Annotated in this window: 15 protein-coding genes; 8 read left to right on the top strand and 7 right to left on the bottom strand. The window is 59.9% G+C overall.

Annotated elements, in window-relative coordinates; genetic code table 11:
- Positions 1-47: 47 nt before the first annotated feature.
- Positions 48-635: a TMEM165/GDT1 family protein gene (locus NPX02_RS07355; protein WP_260292835.1), complete on the bottom strand. Its 588-nt coding sequence runs from the start codon at positions 633-635 to the stop codon at positions 48-50.
- A 339-nt stretch (positions 636-974) separates the two neighbouring features.
- Between NPX02_RS07355 and pdhA the strand changes: the two genes are divergently transcribed.
- From pdhA to NPX02_RS07340, 3 genes are all read left to right on the top strand, one after another.
- Positions 975-2,063, top strand: a complete 1,089-nt coding sequence (pdhA, locus tag NPX02_RS07350; RefSeq protein WP_260292834.1) for a pyruvate dehydrogenase (acetyl-transferring) E1 component subunit alpha — start codon at positions 975-977, stop codon at positions 2,061-2,063.
- A complete protein-coding gene (locus NPX02_RS07345) occupies positions 2,056-3,036 on the top strand; it encodes an alpha-ketoacid dehydrogenase subunit beta (protein WP_260292833.1) in 981 nt (326 codons plus the stop codon). The genes pdhA and NPX02_RS07345 overlap by 8 nt, the downstream gene beginning before the upstream one ends.
- A gap of 70 nt (positions 3,037-3,106) precedes the next feature.
- A complete protein-coding gene (locus NPX02_RS07340; RefSeq protein WP_260292832.1) occupies positions 3,107-4,237 on the top strand; it encodes a dihydrolipoamide acetyltransferase family protein in 1,131 nt (376 codons plus the stop codon).
- Positions 4,238-4,343: 106 nt separating this feature from the next.
- On the opposite strand, the gene NPX02_RS07335 is transcribed toward NPX02_RS07340, so the two are convergent.
- Positions 4,344-5,429, bottom strand: a complete 1,086-nt coding sequence (locus tag NPX02_RS07335; RefSeq protein ID WP_260292831.1) for an adenylate/guanylate cyclase domain-containing protein — start codon at positions 5,427-5,429, stop codon at positions 4,344-4,346.
- Positions 5,430-5,906: 477 nt separating this feature from the next.
- Here NPX02_RS07335 and NPX02_RS07330 point away from each other — a divergent pair, with 477 nt between their 5' ends.
- The 4 genes from NPX02_RS07330 (at position 5,907) to NPX02_RS07315 (ending at position 10,243) form a co-directional block, all read left to right on the top strand.
- The gene (locus NPX02_RS07330) at positions 5,907-6,605 is read left to right on the top strand and encodes an AzlC family ABC transporter permease (RefSeq protein WP_260292830.1); all 699 of its coding nucleotides are present in this window, start codon (positions 5,907-5,909) and stop codon (positions 6,603-6,605) included.
- Between the two features lie 270 nt (positions 6,606-6,875).
- Positions 6,876-7,211 carry an AzlD domain-containing protein gene (locus NPX02_RS07325; RefSeq protein ID WP_260292829.1) on the top strand — a complete coding sequence of 112 codons (336 nt, stop codon included), beginning with the start codon at positions 6,876-6,878 and terminating at the stop codon, positions 7,209-7,211.
- 84 nt (positions 7,212-7,295) lie between these two features.
- Positions 7,296-7,964: a peroxiredoxin gene (locus tag NPX02_RS07320; RefSeq protein ID WP_260292828.1), complete on the top strand. Its 669-nt coding sequence runs from the start codon at positions 7,296-7,298 to the stop codon at positions 7,962-7,964.
- A 491-nt stretch (positions 7,965-8,455) separates the two neighbouring features.
- Entirely contained in the window at positions 8,456-10,243 is a 1,788-nt protein-coding gene (locus tag NPX02_RS07315) for a Rieske (2Fe-2S) protein (RefSeq protein ID WP_260292827.1), read from the top strand.
- Positions 10,244-10,319: 76 nt separating this feature from the next.
- Here the strand turns inward: NPX02_RS07315 and NPX02_RS07310 are convergent, their stop codons facing one another.
- From NPX02_RS07310 to NPX02_RS07295, 5 genes are all read right to left on the bottom strand, one after another.
- Positions 10,320-11,708, bottom strand: coding sequence for an IS4 family transposase (locus NPX02_RS07310; RefSeq protein ID WP_260292826.1), 1,389 nt, complete (start codon positions 11,706-11,708; stop codon positions 10,320-10,322).
- 326 nt (positions 11,709-12,034) lie between these two features.
- Positions 12,035-12,688, bottom strand: a complete 654-nt coding sequence (locus NPX02_RS07305; RefSeq protein WP_260292825.1) for a thioredoxin family protein — start codon at positions 12,686-12,688, stop codon at positions 12,035-12,037.
- Positions 12,689-12,843: 155 nt separating this feature from the next.
- Positions 12,844-13,143 (bottom strand): cupin domain-containing protein, encoded by a 300-nt coding sequence (locus NPX02_RS21595; protein ID WP_418067323.1) that lies wholly within the window; start codon positions 13,141-13,143, stop codon positions 12,844-12,846.
- A gap of 166 nt (positions 13,144-13,309) precedes the next feature.
- A complete protein-coding gene (locus NPX02_RS07300) occupies positions 13,310-13,768 on the bottom strand; it encodes an SRPBCC family protein (RefSeq protein WP_260292824.1) in 459 nt (152 codons plus the stop codon).
- Between the two features lie 187 nt (positions 13,769-13,955).
- Complete coding sequence (locus NPX02_RS07295) at positions 13,956-14,498, bottom strand: DUF1697 domain-containing protein (RefSeq protein WP_260292823.1); 543 nt, start codon at positions 14,496-14,498, stop codon at positions 13,956-13,958.
- A 552-nt stretch (positions 14,499-15,050) separates the two neighbouring features.
- Here NPX02_RS07295 and NPX02_RS07290 point away from each other — a divergent pair.
- Entirely contained in the window at positions 15,051-15,413 is a 363-nt protein-coding gene (locus NPX02_RS07290) for a hypothetical protein (RefSeq protein WP_260292822.1), read from the top strand.
- The last annotated feature ends 551 nt before the right edge of the window (positions 15,414-15,964 follow it).

The following is a 15,964-nucleotide window of genomic DNA, read 5'->3' as shown; positions in this document are numbered from 1 at the left end:
CCGCCGGCCACAGGGCACCCCCCTGCCGTCGCCTGTGGGGGACGGGATTACCCCGCCATCAGCGCCCGCCAGGCGGCCAGTAGTCCGAACAGCAGGAAGATCGCCCCGCCGATGCGGTGCAGCCAGTGCAGCGGCAGGCGCTGCAGCAAAGTACGTCCGGCCCAAACTCCGAGCGCCGAGACCAGCACCAGTGCGGTGGTGGCACCGAGCCACACCGGCAGCGGCGCCAGGCTGCCGGCCAGCCCCGCCACCGCGATCTGTGTCTTGTCGCCGAATTCGGCCACCAGGATCAGCAGCAGGGTGGTGAAAAAAATGCCGTGTCCCGGCCGCTCGGCTACCGCCTCGTCATCGTCCGACTCCCGGCTCATCAGCGCATGGATGCCGAAGCCGCCGAACAGCAGCGCTACGATCCCGGCCATCAGCCGTTCCGGCACCCAGGCCGCCACCCCGGCACCGAACAGCACCGCCAGCAGATTGAGCACCACGAAGGCCAGCGACGCCCCGAGGATAACCGGCCAGTGGCGGTGCCGCGCGGCCAGCGTCATGCAGACCAGTTGGCTCTTGTCACCGATCTCCGCCAGGGCGATCAGGGTGAAGGTGGAGAGGGAAACGGTAACGGATTCGGGTGTAACCATAAATGCAATGAGCGACCAGTGACAATCGCCGCATTGTACAGGCACCGTCACCGCGGCGCGTGCTCAAATCCATCGATATGCCAACAATCTTTTGGTTCAGATGTACTAGACTTTCGGGTAGTGATCTTTCAGTCGCCATGCGGCCAGGTACCAGCGCATGCGACCGTGAAGCGCCCCGGCAAACCGCCCCACGGGGTCCATCCCGTACCGGCAAGCGACAAGCTGCGGGAGAATAAACAAAACGATCTGTCGAATCTGTCGTGAAATACCCGGAGCCCGTCAGGGCCACAGATCTTCCATCTGGCACAGCTTGGGTGCTTGCAGCACAGGAGGTCAGATTTGAATCAGGCAATCACATTCAATATCGAATCACACCGATTCCTCGGACCCGATGGTCAGCCGGAAGGTAATCTACCCCCCCTGGCAGAGGACCGGGACGCCCTGCACGCCCTCTATCGCAACATGGTGCTGACCCGTCTCTACGACGAGCGCGCCATTGCCCTGCAGCGTACCGGCCAGATCGGCACCTTCGCCTCCTCCCTCGGGCAGGAGGCGATCGGCGCCGGTGTCGGCCACGCCATGCGCCCGGAAGACATCATCATCCCCAGCTTCCGCGAGAACGGCGCCCTGCTGTTCCGCCACTTCCGCATCCGCGATCTGCTGCTCTACTGGGGCGGTGACGAGCGCGGCATGGCCAACCCGGAGCTGGGAGACGACTTCCCCATCTGCGTCCCCATCTCCACCCACACCACCCAGGCCGCCGGCGTGGCGTTTGCGGTCAAGTACCGCAAGCAGCCCCGGGTGGTGGTCTGCCTGCTGGGGGACGGCGGCACCTCCAAGGGGGACTTCTACGAGGCGATCAACCTGGCCGGCATGTGGCACCTGCCGCTGGTGTTCGTCATCAACAACAACCAGTGGGCCATCTCGGTGCCGCGCGCCATCCAGACCCGGTCGGAGACCCTGGCGCAGAAGGCGATCGCCGCCGGCATCCCCGGCCTGCAGATCGACGGTAACGACGCCCTCGCGGTGCGCCACTTCGTGGCCGAGGCGATCGAGACCGCGCGCAACGGCGGCGGCCCGACGGTCATCGAGGCGCTCAGCTACCGGCTCTGTCACCACACCACCGCCGACGATGCCACCCGCTACCGCTCCGACGAGGAGCTGCAGGCGCACTGGAAACTGGAGCCGGTGGCCCGCCTGAAACGGTTCATGATGAATGCCGACATGTGGAGCGAGTCACAGGAGGACGAACTGATCCGGGCATGCAAGGAGGAGATCGAACAGGAGGTGCGCCATTACCTCGACAGCGAACCCCCCAAACCGACCAGCATGTTCGATTCCCTCTATGCCGAACTGCCTGGGGAACTGCGGGACCAGCGCCGCCTGGTCGAAAGCGGGGTCGCGGGCAAGGAGTCGAACAATGACTGACATCACCCTGGTCGAGGCGGTCAATCTGGCCCTCATGCACGAGATGGCGCGGGATCCCGACATGGTGGTCCTGGGACAGGATATCGGCATCAACGGCGGCGTATTCCGCGCCACCGTCGGACTGCTGGAGAAATACGGCGAGGAGCGGGTGCTGGACACCCCGCTGGCAGAGAACATGATCGTCGGCGCGGCGGTGGGCATGGCCGCCCAGGGACTGCACCCGGTGGCCGAGATCCAGTTCATGGGCTTCATCTATCCCACCATCGACCAGATGGTGAGCCACGCCTCGCGCCTGCGCAACCGCACCCGCGGCCGCATCACCTGCCCGATGGTGCTGCGCGCCCCCTACGGCGGCGGTATCCACGCCCCCGAACACCACTCCGAGAGCACCGAGGCGATGTTCGCCCACATCCCCGGCCTCCGCGTGGTGATCCCCTCCTCCCCCACCCGTGCCTACGGCCTGCTGCTGGCGGCGATCCGCAATCCTGACCCGGTGGTGTTCCTGGAGCCGAAGCGGGTCTACCGGCTGATGAAACAGGCGGTGGAGGACAATGGCGAGGCGCTGCCGCTGGACACCTGTTTCGTGCTGCGCCCGGGCAGCGACATCACCCTGGTGAGCTGGGGAGCGATGCTGCACGAGACCCTGCAGGCGGCCGAGCAGCTGGCCGACGAGGGGATCGATGCCGAGGTGATCGACCTGGCCACCATCAAGCCGATCGACATGCAGACCATCCTGGAATCGGTTGGCCGCACCGGCCGCTGTGTCATCGTGCAGGAGGCGGCCCGCACCTGCAGCGTCAGCGCCGAGATCGCCGCCCGCCTGGCCGAGGAGGGCCTGATGTCCCTGTTCGCGCCGATCCGCCGGGTCACCGGGTTCGATACGGTGATGCCGATGTTCCGCCTGGAGGGGCACTACATGCCGAGTACCGAACGTATTCTCAGTGCGGTCAGACAGACCATGGAGTTCGCATGAAAAATCGTCAGGAGAGCCGATTTTCAAGGCCGAAGGCCGCCCGTCAGGGTGCGGCACAGGGAGGTGCCGCATGAAGCTATTCAACTTGCCCGACCTGGGCGAAGGACTGCAGGAGGCGGAGATCGTCTCCTGGCAGGTGAAACCCGGCGACACTGTCCAACAGGGGCAGCTGCTGCTGTCGGTGGAGACCGCCAAGGCGATTGTTGAGATCCCCTCACCCGAGGCCGGCGTCATCGCCAAATGTTACGGCGAGGATGGCGACATCGTGCAGGTGGGTGATCCCCTGGTGGAGTTCCGGGTCGCGGGCGAAGCCGCGGCGACGGAATCGGCCAAACCGGCCCGGGAGGACAGCGGCACGGTGGTGGGCGAGGTCAAAAGCGGCACCGGGGTGATCAAGGAGCGGGCCAGCGAGATCACCAGCCGCGGCGGCGGCGGGATCAAGACGACGCCGGCGGTGCGGGCCCTGGCCAGGCAACTGGATGTGGACCTCTCGATCGTCACCCCCACTGGCCCCAAGGATACGGTCACCGCCACCGATGTACAGCGGGTGGCCCGGATCCTCGCCGAGGTCGGCCCCATGGAGTTGCTGCGCGGGGTTAGACGTTCCATGGCGCGCAGCATGGCCCAGGCGCACGCCGAAGTGGTGCCGGTGACCCTGTTCGACGTGGTGGATATCCAGCACTGGAAGGCGAATGAAGACGTCTCCGTGCGGCTGATCCAGGCGATCCTGGCGGCCTGCGAGGCGGAGCCGTCACTGAACGCCTGGTACGACGCCCATGCCATCGGCCGACGCCTGCTGAAAAAGGTGCACCTGGGCATCGCCACCGACACCTCGGACGGCCTGTTTGTCCCGGTCATTGCAGATGTCGGCCAGTATGCCGCCGGCCAACTGCGGGAGGAGCTGAACCGCCTCAAACAGGCGGTCAAGGAACGCAGCATCGCTCCGGACAAGCTGCGCGGCAACACCTTCACCCTCTCCAACTTCGGCACCATCGCCGGCCGCCACGCCAATCCCGTGGTGGTGCCACCCACCGTGGCCATCCTCGGCGCCGGACACAGCTACGACGCCGTGGTCCCGGTGAACGGCACAGCGGCGGTGCACCGGCTGCTGCCGCTGTCGCTCACCTTCGACCACCGGGCGGTGACCGGCGGCGAGGCGGGGCGCTTCCTCGGTGTGGTTATGGTGTCGCTGAGCGAGTAACGGCAGGACGCTGATTTACTTCCCCATTGCGGAGGGGGCCAGCACCGGAGGGGAGAACTGAAAGGCCTGTTCGCGGCTACCCGGCCCCATGCCGAGGCGGACCGCCTTAACTGCCTTCCACCAGGCGGTCGACGAAGTGGTGGATAACGCTCTCCGCGGCCGGCGGCAACGCGGTGAACTCGGCGGTGACCTCGTACCCATGATCACGCGGTGTGGTGGAAAGCACCTTGGCGTAGATCTCCTCCGCGTCACTGGAGAGCAAGTTATCCAGGAAAGAGAGTTTCACTTCGTGTATCCGCTCCATTGGATAAGCCACGCGGCCGCGCAGACCGTGGTAGCTGAGGTCGAGGGCGTGACCGAGATAGCGTTTCCTGGAGACCCCCTTGCCCCGTACGATATGGAAATGGAACGGAAAGTCGACATCAACGCGCGGACCGCTGCGCACTTCTCGGCTCGGTACCCGCAGCAGTGCCGGCCGGGTGACCGCCCGTAACTCGTAGAGATTCACCGGGTCGCGCATGCCCTTGATATAGACCCGACGCGGCCTGGCAACCTCTATCGACCGCTCGGCGAGTCCGAAGCTGTTCTCGCTGAGCAGGATCTGACCGCGTAGCGAATGCGCCTCCACCCGCGAGGCGAGGTTGACCTGGTCGCCAATGACCGTGAATTCACTGTGGTACTCCGAACCGACATTGCCCACCACCACCTCACCGGTGTTGACACCGATACCCATGTAGAGACTCGGCAGTCCCATATCGCGATTGACCTGGTTGAATTCGTCCATCGCGCACTGCATTTCGGTGGCACAGCGCAGGGCGTTGAGTAGATCATCGTCACCTGCCTCCGGCAGACCGAAGAGCACCATGATGGCATCGCCCATGAACTTGTCCACCAGGCCATGATGCGCGTGAATGATGTGGTTCATGCGCGTAAAATAGCGGTTCAGCAGACCGATCAACTCGGTGGGCGGCAGTTGCCCGGCAATCTGCGTGAAACCACGCAGGTCCGAGAACAGAATAGTCACCTGCCGGGTCCTGACTTCGCTGTCGATAACCCGGTGGGTGGCCAGGGCATTCTCGATGGTATGAAACAGCTCGAGTCGTCCCCGCGCACTCAGTTTTTCGCCCGGGCTTGCGCGCGCCAATTGATCGAGAAAACGGTTGATTGCCTGTCGGGCTCGTTGACTTTCCATTGCCATCTGTTTCCCTGCCACCGCCTGAATTTTGGGTGGGTTTGGATTAGCCGATAAGCCGCGTCGGATTGCCGACCATCAATGACTCAAGTGTAGTCTGAATTCCGTTCTGAAGTGTGGCCGCCCTGTGCCGTGTGGCCACCAAATCAACCCTCCTGTTGACCTGAGTTTTACACACGCCGCCCCGTTGGGCAGTCAATACAAGCGGCATGCCAAAGCCCGGCGGGAGCATTGACGATAAAGATGGGAACCCATGGAAAAACCCGGCGTTTACATGGTTGAAGATCTCGCGTTATCCCCGTTTAATCAACCCGTCGCAGCCTTTCCCAGCCACTCGACGAGCGGGATCGCAAAGCGTAGCATGGCAACCTTGAATGCTGGCGGATCGGGCCGCCATACCCGCGCCGCCAACGCTCGACATCCGGCCGACAAAATCCGGTATCATCGCTCGCCGCCTAAACGGAATTAACAACAACAATGTCCACCACCCATCGCACCTTCTGGAGGGGATTTCTCGATTGCAGCCCTTTCATCCTGGTGGTCGCCCCGTTCGGCCTGCTGTTCGGGGTGGCGGCCGGGGAGACCGGTCTCGATCTGATCCAGACCATGTCGATGACCGTGCTGGTGATCGCCGGGGCCGCGCAATTTACCGCGCTGGCACTGCTGGATGATCACACGCCCACCTTCATCGTCATTCTGGTCTCCCTGGCGGTAAACCTGCGTATGGCGATGTACTCCGCCGCGCTGGTACCCCACCTCGGGAAGGCGTCGCTGAGAACCCGCCTGCTGGCCTCCTATTTCATGGTCGACCAGACCTTTGCGGTTTCCATCAGGCAGTACGAACACGCCCCCGAGCGACCGATAACAGAGAAGCTGGCCTACTATTTCGGCGCCGCCGCCAGCATCTGCCCGTTCTGGTACGGTTTCTCCCTGCTGGGTGCGCTGATCGGCAAGTCGATTCCGGAATCCTACGCGCTCGACTTCGCCATCCCGATCTGCTTTATCTCCCTGGTGGCGCCGATGCTGCGCAGCCTGCCCCACCTGGCGGCGGCACTGACATCGGTCACCCTGGCGCTGTTGCTGGCCTGGATGCCTTACAACCTCTGGTTGCTGGTGGCCGCGGTGGGCGCGATGATGACCGGTGCGCGGACCGAGCTGTGGGTGAAGGAGCACTAGTGCTCCGTCAACGTGATAATTACGGATTCAGCGTCCCTGTGGCGTTTTGCAGCAAGGCGCAGTGCGCCGGCAATGTCGGGTTTCCTTGTCAAGCGCTGCAACGCGGCTGCGGAACGCCACAGGGACGCCCGAAGGGTGAGCTTGTCAGCGCCCATGGACGGCGTTGCGCCTCTTGCCAAGGGAGCCGGCCATTGCCGGCGAGGCGCGCCTTGCCATGAACGCTGACAAGCTCACTGAACTCGCAATTATCACATTGACGGAGCACTCAGCATGAGCCCGGACAACGGCACCATCTGGATCGTTATCATCGGCCTTGGCATCGGCACCTACCTGATCCGTCTCTCCTTTCTCGGCCTGATCGGTGGGCGCCCGCTGCCGGAATGGCTGTTGCGTCATCTGCGTTATGTGGCGGTCAGCGTCATTCCGGCACTGATCACCCCGCTGGTGATCTGGCCGAATGCCACCGGCGGTCAACCCGAACCGTCCCGGTTGCTGGCCGCCTTGGCCGTGTTGATCGTGGGTGTCTGGTGGAACAACGTAATTGGCGCCATCGCGGCGGGTATGCTGACCCTGTATGGCGTGCAATTTATCATCGGATCCATGTAAAACCTTTGCCCCAGTGAAATACTCAACTATTATTTTTGATGCATTGAGCAATGCGTCAGCCCCGACGGGCAGAGGAGGAATACCATGACTTTACGACTCGGCGACGAAGCCCCTGATTTCGTTGCGGAATCCACCCACGGGAAGATCAAGTTTCACCAATGGCTCGGCAACGGCTGGGCAATCCTGTTCTCCCATCCCAAGGACTTCACCCCGGTCTGCACCACGGAACTGGGCTATCTGGCGGGCCTGAAGCCCGAATTCGACAAACGCAACTGCAAAATCCTCGGTCTCAGCGTGGACCCGGTGGAAGACCACCAGCGCTGGGCCAAGGATATCGAGGAAACCCAGGGTCACGCCCTGAACTATCCGTTAATCGGTGACACCAACCTGAAGGTGGCCAAGCTCTACGACATGATCCATCCCAATGCCGGCGACGACGCCCGTTCCCGGACCGCGGTGGACAACGCAACCGTGCGCTCGGTATTCATTGTCGGTCCGGACAGGAAGATCAAGGTGATGCTCACCTATCCCATGAGCACCGGACGCAATTTCGATGAGATCCTGCGGACCCTGGACTCCTGTCAACTGACCGCCGCATACCAGGTCGCCACACCGGTGAACTGGCATATGGGTGAAGACGTCATCATTGTTCCGGCCGTCTCGGATGAAGACGCCAAGCGGAACTTCCCCGAGGGGTGGAAGGCCCCCAAACCCTACATGCGCATCGTGCATCAAACGCAACTCAAACACTGAGTATTGAGTGCGCTTCCTCCTGGCCTGACGCCCCAATGGGGCGTCAGCGGGGGGAAGAGCGTGGAAGAAACAGCCGCGCGAGGAGATCCTCGCGGCGATCGAGTTTCTGATTACGGGCATTTAGCGAGCCTGCAAGAGTTCGGTCGGGGTAACAACTGGAAGTAGTTGTTACCCCGACCGAACTCTTGCGTTCCACCGCGAACCTCGCCGCTGCGTCCTGATCTAACTCAGTAATCATCCATTTACCCGATCGTTGCAAAAATCGACCTGTAGGAGGCCCACCCCGTGCCGAAATCGCGGCGGGGCGCCGCGCCTACGGGTGCAATGCTGGACTTCACCAGCGGTGCATTCCAGGAAACTATGCAACATGTCTGTTTCATCCGGCGGATAACCGGGCGAAACAAATCATTGGACCATGATGAATGCAGCTAGTGGGTTTAGCCCTTGCATAGCGGCATTCAGCAACGCACGCCACCCTCGATGGAGGCGCCATGAAAGACGGAAAGTCCGATTTTATTCTTGCCTGCACACTGGAGGAGCTTGAGGCCAAGGGCCGCCTGCTGGTTACCGGCCGCCATCGCCCGGTGCTCATCGTCCATGATCGTGGTCAGGTTTTTGCGCTGGACAACCGTTGTCCCCACATGGGCTTCCCGCTGGACCGCGGCAGCGTCGAGGATGGCATCCTGACTTGCCACTGGCACCATGCGCGCTTCGATCTCTCAAGCGGCTGCACGTTCGATTTGTGGGCCGACGATGTGCCCAACTGTCCGGTCGAGGTACGCGGTGCCGAGGTATGGGTCAAGCCCGCCTTCGGCTATCCCGACCCGACGGCGCACTGGCGCCGGAGGCTCGACGACGGTATGGCCCATAACCTCGGCCTGGTTATCGCCAAGGCGATACGCGGCCTGCTCGCGGCCGGTGTGGCTCCGGTCGATATCCTGCGTCAGGCGGCCCTGTTCGGCGCCCGCAACCGGGATGGCTGGGGAACCGGCATGACGATCCTCACCGCCCTTGGCAATCTGTTGCCCCTGCTGCCGGAGGAAGAGACCTGTCTGGCGCTGTTCCACGGCGTGCGGCGTGTGGCGGGTGACTGCACCGACCGGGCCCCGCGCCGCGATCCCGCGCCGATGACGAGCATGCCGGAGACCACCCAACTGAAGCGCTGGCTGCGCCGTTGGAACGCGGTGCGTCACCGCTCCGGGGCGGAGCGAACGGTACACACGGCAATCGCCGCCGGCACCTCGGCCACGGCGCTGGCGGACCTCCTGTTCACGGCCGAGACCGACCGTATCTTCGCCGATGGCGGCCACTCCCTCGACTTCATCAACAAGGCGTTCGAATGCCTGGATCTGATCGGCTGGGAGCACGCCGCGGCCGTGCTGCCGACCGTCATCGGGCAGATGGTGGTCGCCCGCGGAGCCGAGGAATCCCCGGAATGGCGCCAGCCGACAGACCTGGTTTTACTGCTGGAGAGCGCTGCCAACGAACTGAAGACAAGCGAACTGCAGACATGGGCGGCGATGAAGCGCGACCAAGCACCATGGCACCACCACGCCGCCCTGGCACAAACACTGCTCGACGCCGAGCCGGCCGGCATCGTGGACGCGCTCAAGGCGGCGATCCGCGCGGGGGCCACCGGCACCGACCTCGGGCGCGCGCTCGCCTACGCCGCGGCCTTGCGCATCGCCCGCTTCGGCATCTCCAACGAGCATGGCGACTGGGAGACCGCACACCATGCCTTCACTTACTGCCACGCGCTGCATCAGGCGATCAAACGTATCGAAGCTGGAGCCAACGACGCGACGACGCATCCCGAGGTGGTGCGCGGTCTCTTCCACGGTGCCATGGCGGTCTATCTCACCCGCTATCTCAATGTGCCGCCGGCAGCGCTTCCCGGGGAGCACGGCAACCGACTGGATGATCTACCCACGGAGCCCAGCACCCTGCTGACGCAACTCCTGGATAGCTTTGACCGCCAGCGCCAGGTTGACGCGGCGGCGCGACTGGTGGCCCGTTACCTGCTGCTCGGCCACCCGCCCGATCCACTCATCGTGACCCTGAGCCGGGCACTGTTGCGCGAGGACGCCGGCTTCCACGCCTACCAGTTACTCGAAGCGGGGGTGCGGCAGTTCCAGGAGTGGGGCAACCACGACACCGGCCGACACATCCTGGTCGCGGTGGTCCGTTACCTGGCGGCCCACTCCCCGACCGAACGCGCCAATTACCAGACCACCGAGATCGCCCGCCGACTCCTTGGCGGCCGCGCACTCCATGAATAAACCGCGGAGCGTCAACTCTGGGCACATCCTGCCTGAGGGGATTCGGATGGAATTCGGGGTCAGAGGGGAATGCTACTTAGTTAAGCTTTTTAGGATGGCCATATAGGCGTATTTCTTCCCTCGCAAGTTGACGTGATTTTGTCAGCAACGGGAAGGGTTTAGGTCTTCGTTTTATCGCGCGAGGCTCAACACGACCCGGCTGCTTTCCGGTCCGTTGCTGAGCGATCAGGCTGAAAAATACGGATAATTTTTCATAGTCATCACTCCCATATTCACTCCATCGCCACCCAACCCATAACTGCAAAGTGTGTTTAAAACTGAGTTGGCGAGGTAGGATATCGGCTAACAGAGCAGCCTGCGCCATCAGTAAGCGAATCAGGTTGTAGGCCAGCAAATAGACCCATATTTCTTTTTCCGCCATCTCTGGCGAGCGGCAACTCAACATTTCCATGCCCAGTGTTGTCTTGATGTTGCGGAAATCCAACTCGACATGCCAACGCTCTCTATAGAGTATCTTCAGCGCTGCTTTACTCGTACGTTTCGGACAACACAGGGTGGTCACCAACAGTTTGCCTCCAGTCATCAACTCGCGGACTTTCAACGTCGCCGGAGCCAGATCATACTCAGTCTGACTCATCCAATCAGGTTTGCGCTTCGGCTTGCACAGCTCGATCAGGTGATCACGCTCACCCAGCCGGTGGCCTCGCCTGAAGTCTGTGCTGCGCCGCCGTGATCCCTGTTGCTCAAAGACCGCATCCACGCCCAGTTGCTGTAACTGACACAGCAGAAAATAGGTGGCATAGAAGGCATCGCCGAGCAGAATATCGCCCGATTCCAAGGTGTCGAGTATCGATCTGAGCAAAGTTTGCTCGTCGCTGCCCTTTCCCCGGCAAGGCCCCAGGGCGGCATTGAGTACGGCTCCACTGCCCAAACAGATCATGCCGACCAAGCGACACTGGGGGAATCCAAGGCCGGGCTGTTGACTGTTGGGCTGAGGATAAACCGACTGGTTGCGTTGGGTGTCGGGTAGCGCAACGGTGGTACCATCCACCAAGCGGATTGGTCGACCCTGCCAGCGCCATTTCAAGGGTGTTGATCTGCTCATTAGACGCCCTGTGTGGAGAGTCAAACTCGAGATCATCTCCAATGGCAAGCGTGATCGTGCCTGGCAGTAGGCCCCCGTATGAGTACTGCAGGTTGGCAATCCTCCTACCAATCGCTTGATGGCGGCATCGTCGACGGCCTTTTGACAAGAGCGGTCCGCACTCATTGCCTGTGCCAGAAACATCGACAGGGTCTCCGTGGGCGGGAATAATCGTTCGCGATGCTCAGGCAACAAGGATTCGACTCGATCCAGAAACTCTGGGCCGGTGATCAAGTTGAAAAATTCATAGGAGTCACTGTTTTTAGCTCGACGGCTAACAATTTTTTGTTGCTGTAGGCGGACGTGTTGACTAGGATGCATGTAGGCTGGTTCCTTCGGTGACAGGTGTTCGTTTGGTGACTGCATCATATCACCGGAACCAGCCTTTTTTCTGCTATTACAGTCAGTTATCGCTTAACTAAGTAGCATTCGGGTCAGAGGGGAATGGCACTTAATTAAGCCAAGAACCACCGTCATCCCGGCGCAGGCCGGGATCCAGACTGCTTGATGGTGGCGGTATTCCTGGATTCCGGCCTGCGCCGGAATGACGAAAATCCTGCAATTCGCCTTAAGTAAGTGCCATTCGGGTCAGAGTAACAATTGGAAGTAGTTGTTACGCTGACCTCGAACTCTGCCGAACTCTCTGGCTAATCATCCAGAGCCAGCAGGCTCTCCCCGGCAACCTCGCGCACATCGGCGTTCTCGTCATTCAGCAAGGGGGCGATGAAGATCCTCGCATCGCGGCTGTGACTCAGCGCCAGGTAGTGACAGGCATCGCCACGCACCCGTGGATCCGCATGTCGGGTCAGTTCTCCAATTTGTGGAATATATTCCTGCAACAGCGGCTGGCCTTGGTACTCCTCCATGATCACACCAATACCCAGGCGCACATTGATCCTGGCATCGGCATCATCAAGCAGTTCGATCACCCGTGCCATGACGCCGGCGTCCTTGGCAATCATCGCCAAGACCCGCTCCATCTCGCCTTCAGCCAGCATGGCCTCGATATAATCCCGGATTCCATCCGCTGAGGCAGACGTCTGCGCCCACTGCCGCAACTCCGCCAGGCTGCGCTGCCCGGTGAGTTCGAAGGGACCGATACGCATCCAGGGCACCGAGCGCACACCCAGTTGTTGCACAACCTCGGGGCGTTGCTCCAGATTGATCACTTCGAGTTTTGACAGCACACCCTGCTTCACCAGTTCCGCAAGGCTGTTCAACACCGCCGGACAATGTGTACAGTGAGTGCCGATTAGCATCAGGGCTTCGGGGGCTTGGCTGTTATGTCGTTCTTCCGTCATCCTGCTGGTTAGTCTCTTGTCTGCTGCTTTATGCGCATGGGCAGGGAATACATGCCCACCCATCAGGCTCCAACCAGCTTGGTAGGTTGGGGTGAGCCTGCGAACCCCAACATGGGGCACTTAACGGAACCATCGATCGTTGGGGTTCGTTCCACTCACCCCAACCTACCTGCTTGGTCAACCCGACTCGAAAAACGTGGTCTGTCCCCTATAGTCCTACCTCCATTCTCAACACCACCTCGAATCTCTATTTTTCCCTTCAAGACAAAATACTCGGCGGCCCCAATATGCTTATGAGGTGGCACTGAAGCACCTGCCACTGTTCGAAACAACGCAACCCAACTACCCGTAACAGAACAGGTGCGCAGCAGTTTGAAGTGGTAGCCATCGCGCAATATCTTCCATGGGACGTCCTTCGATGCGACATGGAAATCGCCAATCTCTGTAGAGGTCATATAGTTTCCTTTTTGTGCTTGACTGACGTTAAAGGTTAGCCGGGGCAAAAGCTGAGCAGCGCGTAGCTTTTGTGGCCCGCCTAGACCCGCCCGCTCGACTTAGCAAGTACCAGGACACCCGCGATACCAGCTGCTTACAGTTGGAGGACCATTTTTTGTATTTTGCTCAACCATTGTCAGGAATATCCGGCTCAACGAGCCGGGCAAGCTGCTCAAGTGACTCTTGCCACCCCAGGTAGCACATTTCCACCGGGATTACCGAGGGAATGCCTTCCTGAACAATGTTGATATCCGTCCCACAGGAGACGGCGTTGAGGTCGATTGAAACAAGCATTTCACCAGGGAGGTTTGCGTCGTCGAAGCGATCTGTGTGTCGAATCCGTTCATTCGGCACCAGCTCGACATATTCGACCGTAAACGAATGACTGCTTCCGGTACCAAAGTTCGTGAAAGACATCCGATAGCCGCCACCTACCCGGACATCAATAGCGTGGATCGTGCCGGTAAATCCGAACGGAGGGAGCCAACGCTCCAAAGCACTTTTATCCGTAAACGCCTTATAGACCCGCTCGGCTGGTGCCCGCAGTACCCGGTGTAGCCGAACCGTACCTGTTTCACTGGACATCACAATCTCCTTTTTCCGATCAATTCACCCCGACGTACAGCCTGCAGACGCCGTGACGTGGGCGTTCAGGGGCTGACGGAGGGCGAAGCCAGAGTGGACCGGCACCGCGCAACGCTGGAGTAGACGGGGTGTCTTTGGAGTGTAGCGCGTGACGCAAAAACGTCTCTCTCCCACGACATTTTGGGTGTCATTGATCTGATTCCTCCACCATGTCGTGGATTTTACAGACGGTCCGCCAATTCCGATCAGTCATTGTTACCCCGAGTAAACTCTCGCTGCTCGCCGCAAGCCTGGACCTACCTACCCCTTCTGGTGCGTACAGATAGAACACCTTGTCGATCAGTTGAAACCGCTCACTGTTGGCTTTCAAGGCTTCCAGTTTCCTCAAGTCGGGATTTGGTGGCACTGAATCCAGAAAGCCCAAATGCAGGCCCTTGGGATCCGATTCCGCTTCACGGAACGGGTTCGTTGCAATTGCCGCTTCAAATTCTTGCAACTGTAGTACCAGAGCGTGCGGTTCAAAGCCATGGTGCTTTTTGACCTCAGAACTGATTTGCTTTGCAAGGCTGGACGCACCTTTGCCTGTTTGAAGCACCACGTTCCCACTCTGAATATAGGTTCTGACATTTCGGCATTCGAGGTCTTCGAGGAGAACAACCAGCTCCCGCATGGGCAGCGAGTTTCGCCCGCCGACATTAATTCCTCTCAGTAGCAGAATATATGTATTCATTGACCGGCCCGTACAAGCTGTACGCGAGAGTTTCCGCGGTTAGCCTGACACCCCGCACTCACCATTCAGAAGTGGATGGATAGGCCGAAACCGGGAGATATTGGTCAGCCGGTCACGCCACTTTTCAATTATAGTTCCGGCAATTTCTATTTTGCCTCAGTCTGTACAGTACCGTGGCTGTAGCGCCGATCATCCGGGGTGGTTGAGATTTACAAATCGCTGCAACATGAGACAAATCGGGGGACAGACCAGAATGTCACTTGCTTAACCAAGAACCACCGTCATCCCGGCACAGGCCGGAGGAGTGGTGCAGGGATGCACCGTTTACGGACCTAAGGATGGAATGACGGAAATCCTGCAGTTCGCCTTAAGTAAGTGCCATTCGGGACAGACCACGGTTTCTATTCAACCCGGCTGGGAGAGCGTGATCTCTCCCCTATTACCCCCTGGTCAAGAACGGTATGAACACGCACGACGTACCGTGCTTGCTCGCTACCCTCTGTGTCACATATCCACTGTACCGGTCCGATGGCGTTCCAGTAACATAGCGTCATGAATACATTTTTCCTCCTGATACTGCTTACTCAAAATGCGGCGGGTAACGTCAGTGCATCATTCGTTGAGACTGCTAACCAGGAGCAGTGCGAAGTAAAGCAGAAACTGGTGGAAGGGATCTTTACCACGGCTCGGGTTAATATTCTGGAAAGCCATTGCGTTCCCGGACAGCACCATTTCAACGAGTTCGGGCACGCCACCTCATCGGCGAGCAAACGCCACTTCTACTGGATCGACTTCAATTCAGTGCCAGTAGAGATAACGCGAATATCTGACTGGAAAAGCTGTATGGAGCGGGAAGCGGCTATCGCAAAGACCGGATTCTATTGTGCCAGTTCCATCCAGGAGCAGTTTGATTAAGCCATGGACTGTTGCCAAGGCATCGGGTCAGAAGAAAGACCATCCATGGACTGCGTGTGCGATGTCGGTTTTTTGATCTGACCCTGGATAATTACGGCTCAACCATACCTGTAAAACAGATAGGGCATCACCGTAATCCACACCAGAAACAGCGACCAGACCCTACCATTGCATAGATTATAATCTGCCAACAGTCTGCTCCAGGCGTGCCCGGCCACAAAATGACCGAACCCGAATTCAAACGCAATCGTGGCCACCAACCAGCAAGCACCTATCAACCAGGCCTGCGCGGCAGATTCTATAGGCCAGAATCTGCTGACCACCCACATAACCAGCCCGGTGAACAGTATACCGGTCACTGTTGAAATCTGATGTGCTGTAAGCTCAGATACCTGATTTCCGTATGTCGCTTGCCGCAGGATGCCATTCGCAATTGCCACTATGGCGAGCAGGAACCAGCATAGTAGATACCGGATTAGCATATTTGTTGATCATTAGGAGAAAACTGCGTCACTGGGGTCCGTACCACTATTTTTTTGGCTTTCCCTATC

Source organism: Sedimenticola hydrogenitrophicus (assembly GCF_025175675.1).
GTDB lineage: Bacteria > Pseudomonadota > Gammaproteobacteria > Chromatiales > Chromatiaceae > Sedimenticola > Sedimenticola hydrogenitrophicus.
The sequence above is the reverse complement of the archived record's forward strand: the minus strand, read 5'-3'. Positions and strand labels throughout refer to the sequence as shown.

Coding starts and splice junctions, on each gene's coding strand:
- NPX02_RS07345 (WP_260292833.1), top strand. CDS start 2,056: ATGACTGACATCACCCTGGTCGAGGCGGTCAATCTGGCCCTCATGCAC.
- NPX02_RS07320 (WP_260292828.1), top strand. CDS start 7,296: ATGACTTTACGACTCGGCGACGAAGCCCCTGATTTCGTTGCGGAATCC.
- NPX02_RS07310 (WP_260292826.1), bottom strand. CDS start 11,708: ATGCATCCTAGTCAACACGTCCGCCTACAGCAACAAAAAATTGTTAGC.
- NPX02_RS07295 (WP_260292823.1), bottom strand. CDS start 14,498: ATGAATACATATATTCTGCTACTGAGAGGAATTAATGTCGGCGGGCGA.
- NPX02_RS07315 (WP_260292827.1), top strand. CDS start 8,456: ATGAAAGACGGAAAGTCCGATTTTATTCTTGCCTGCACACTGGAGGAG.
- NPX02_RS21595 (WP_418067323.1), bottom strand. CDS start 13,143: ATGACCTCTACAGAGATTGGCGATTTCCATGTCGCATCGAAGGACGTC.
- NPX02_RS07355 (WP_260292835.1), bottom strand. CDS start 635: ATGGTTACACCCGAATCCGTTACCGTTTCCCTCTCCACCTTCACCCTG.
- NPX02_RS07305 (WP_260292825.1), bottom strand. CDS start 12,688: ATGACGGAAGAACGACATAACAGCCAAGCCCCCGAAGCCCTGATGCTA.
- NPX02_RS07335 (WP_260292831.1), bottom strand. CDS start 5,429: ATGGAAAGTCAACGAGCCCGACAGGCAATCAACCGTTTTCTCGATCAA.
- NPX02_RS07330 (WP_260292830.1), top strand. CDS start 5,907: ATGTCCACCACCCATCGCACCTTCTGGAGGGGATTTCTCGATTGCAGC.
- NPX02_RS07325 (WP_260292829.1), top strand. CDS start 6,876: ATGAGCCCGGACAACGGCACCATCTGGATCGTTATCATCGGCCTTGGC.
- NPX02_RS07340 (WP_260292832.1), top strand. CDS start 3,107: ATGAAGCTATTCAACTTGCCCGACCTGGGCGAAGGACTGCAGGAGGCG.
- NPX02_RS07300 (WP_260292824.1), bottom strand. CDS start 13,768: ATGTCCAGTGAAACAGGTACGGTTCGGCTACACCGGGTACTGCGGGCA.
- NPX02_RS07290 (WP_260292822.1), top strand. CDS start 15,051: ATGAATACATTTTTCCTCCTGATACTGCTTACTCAAAATGCGGCGGGT.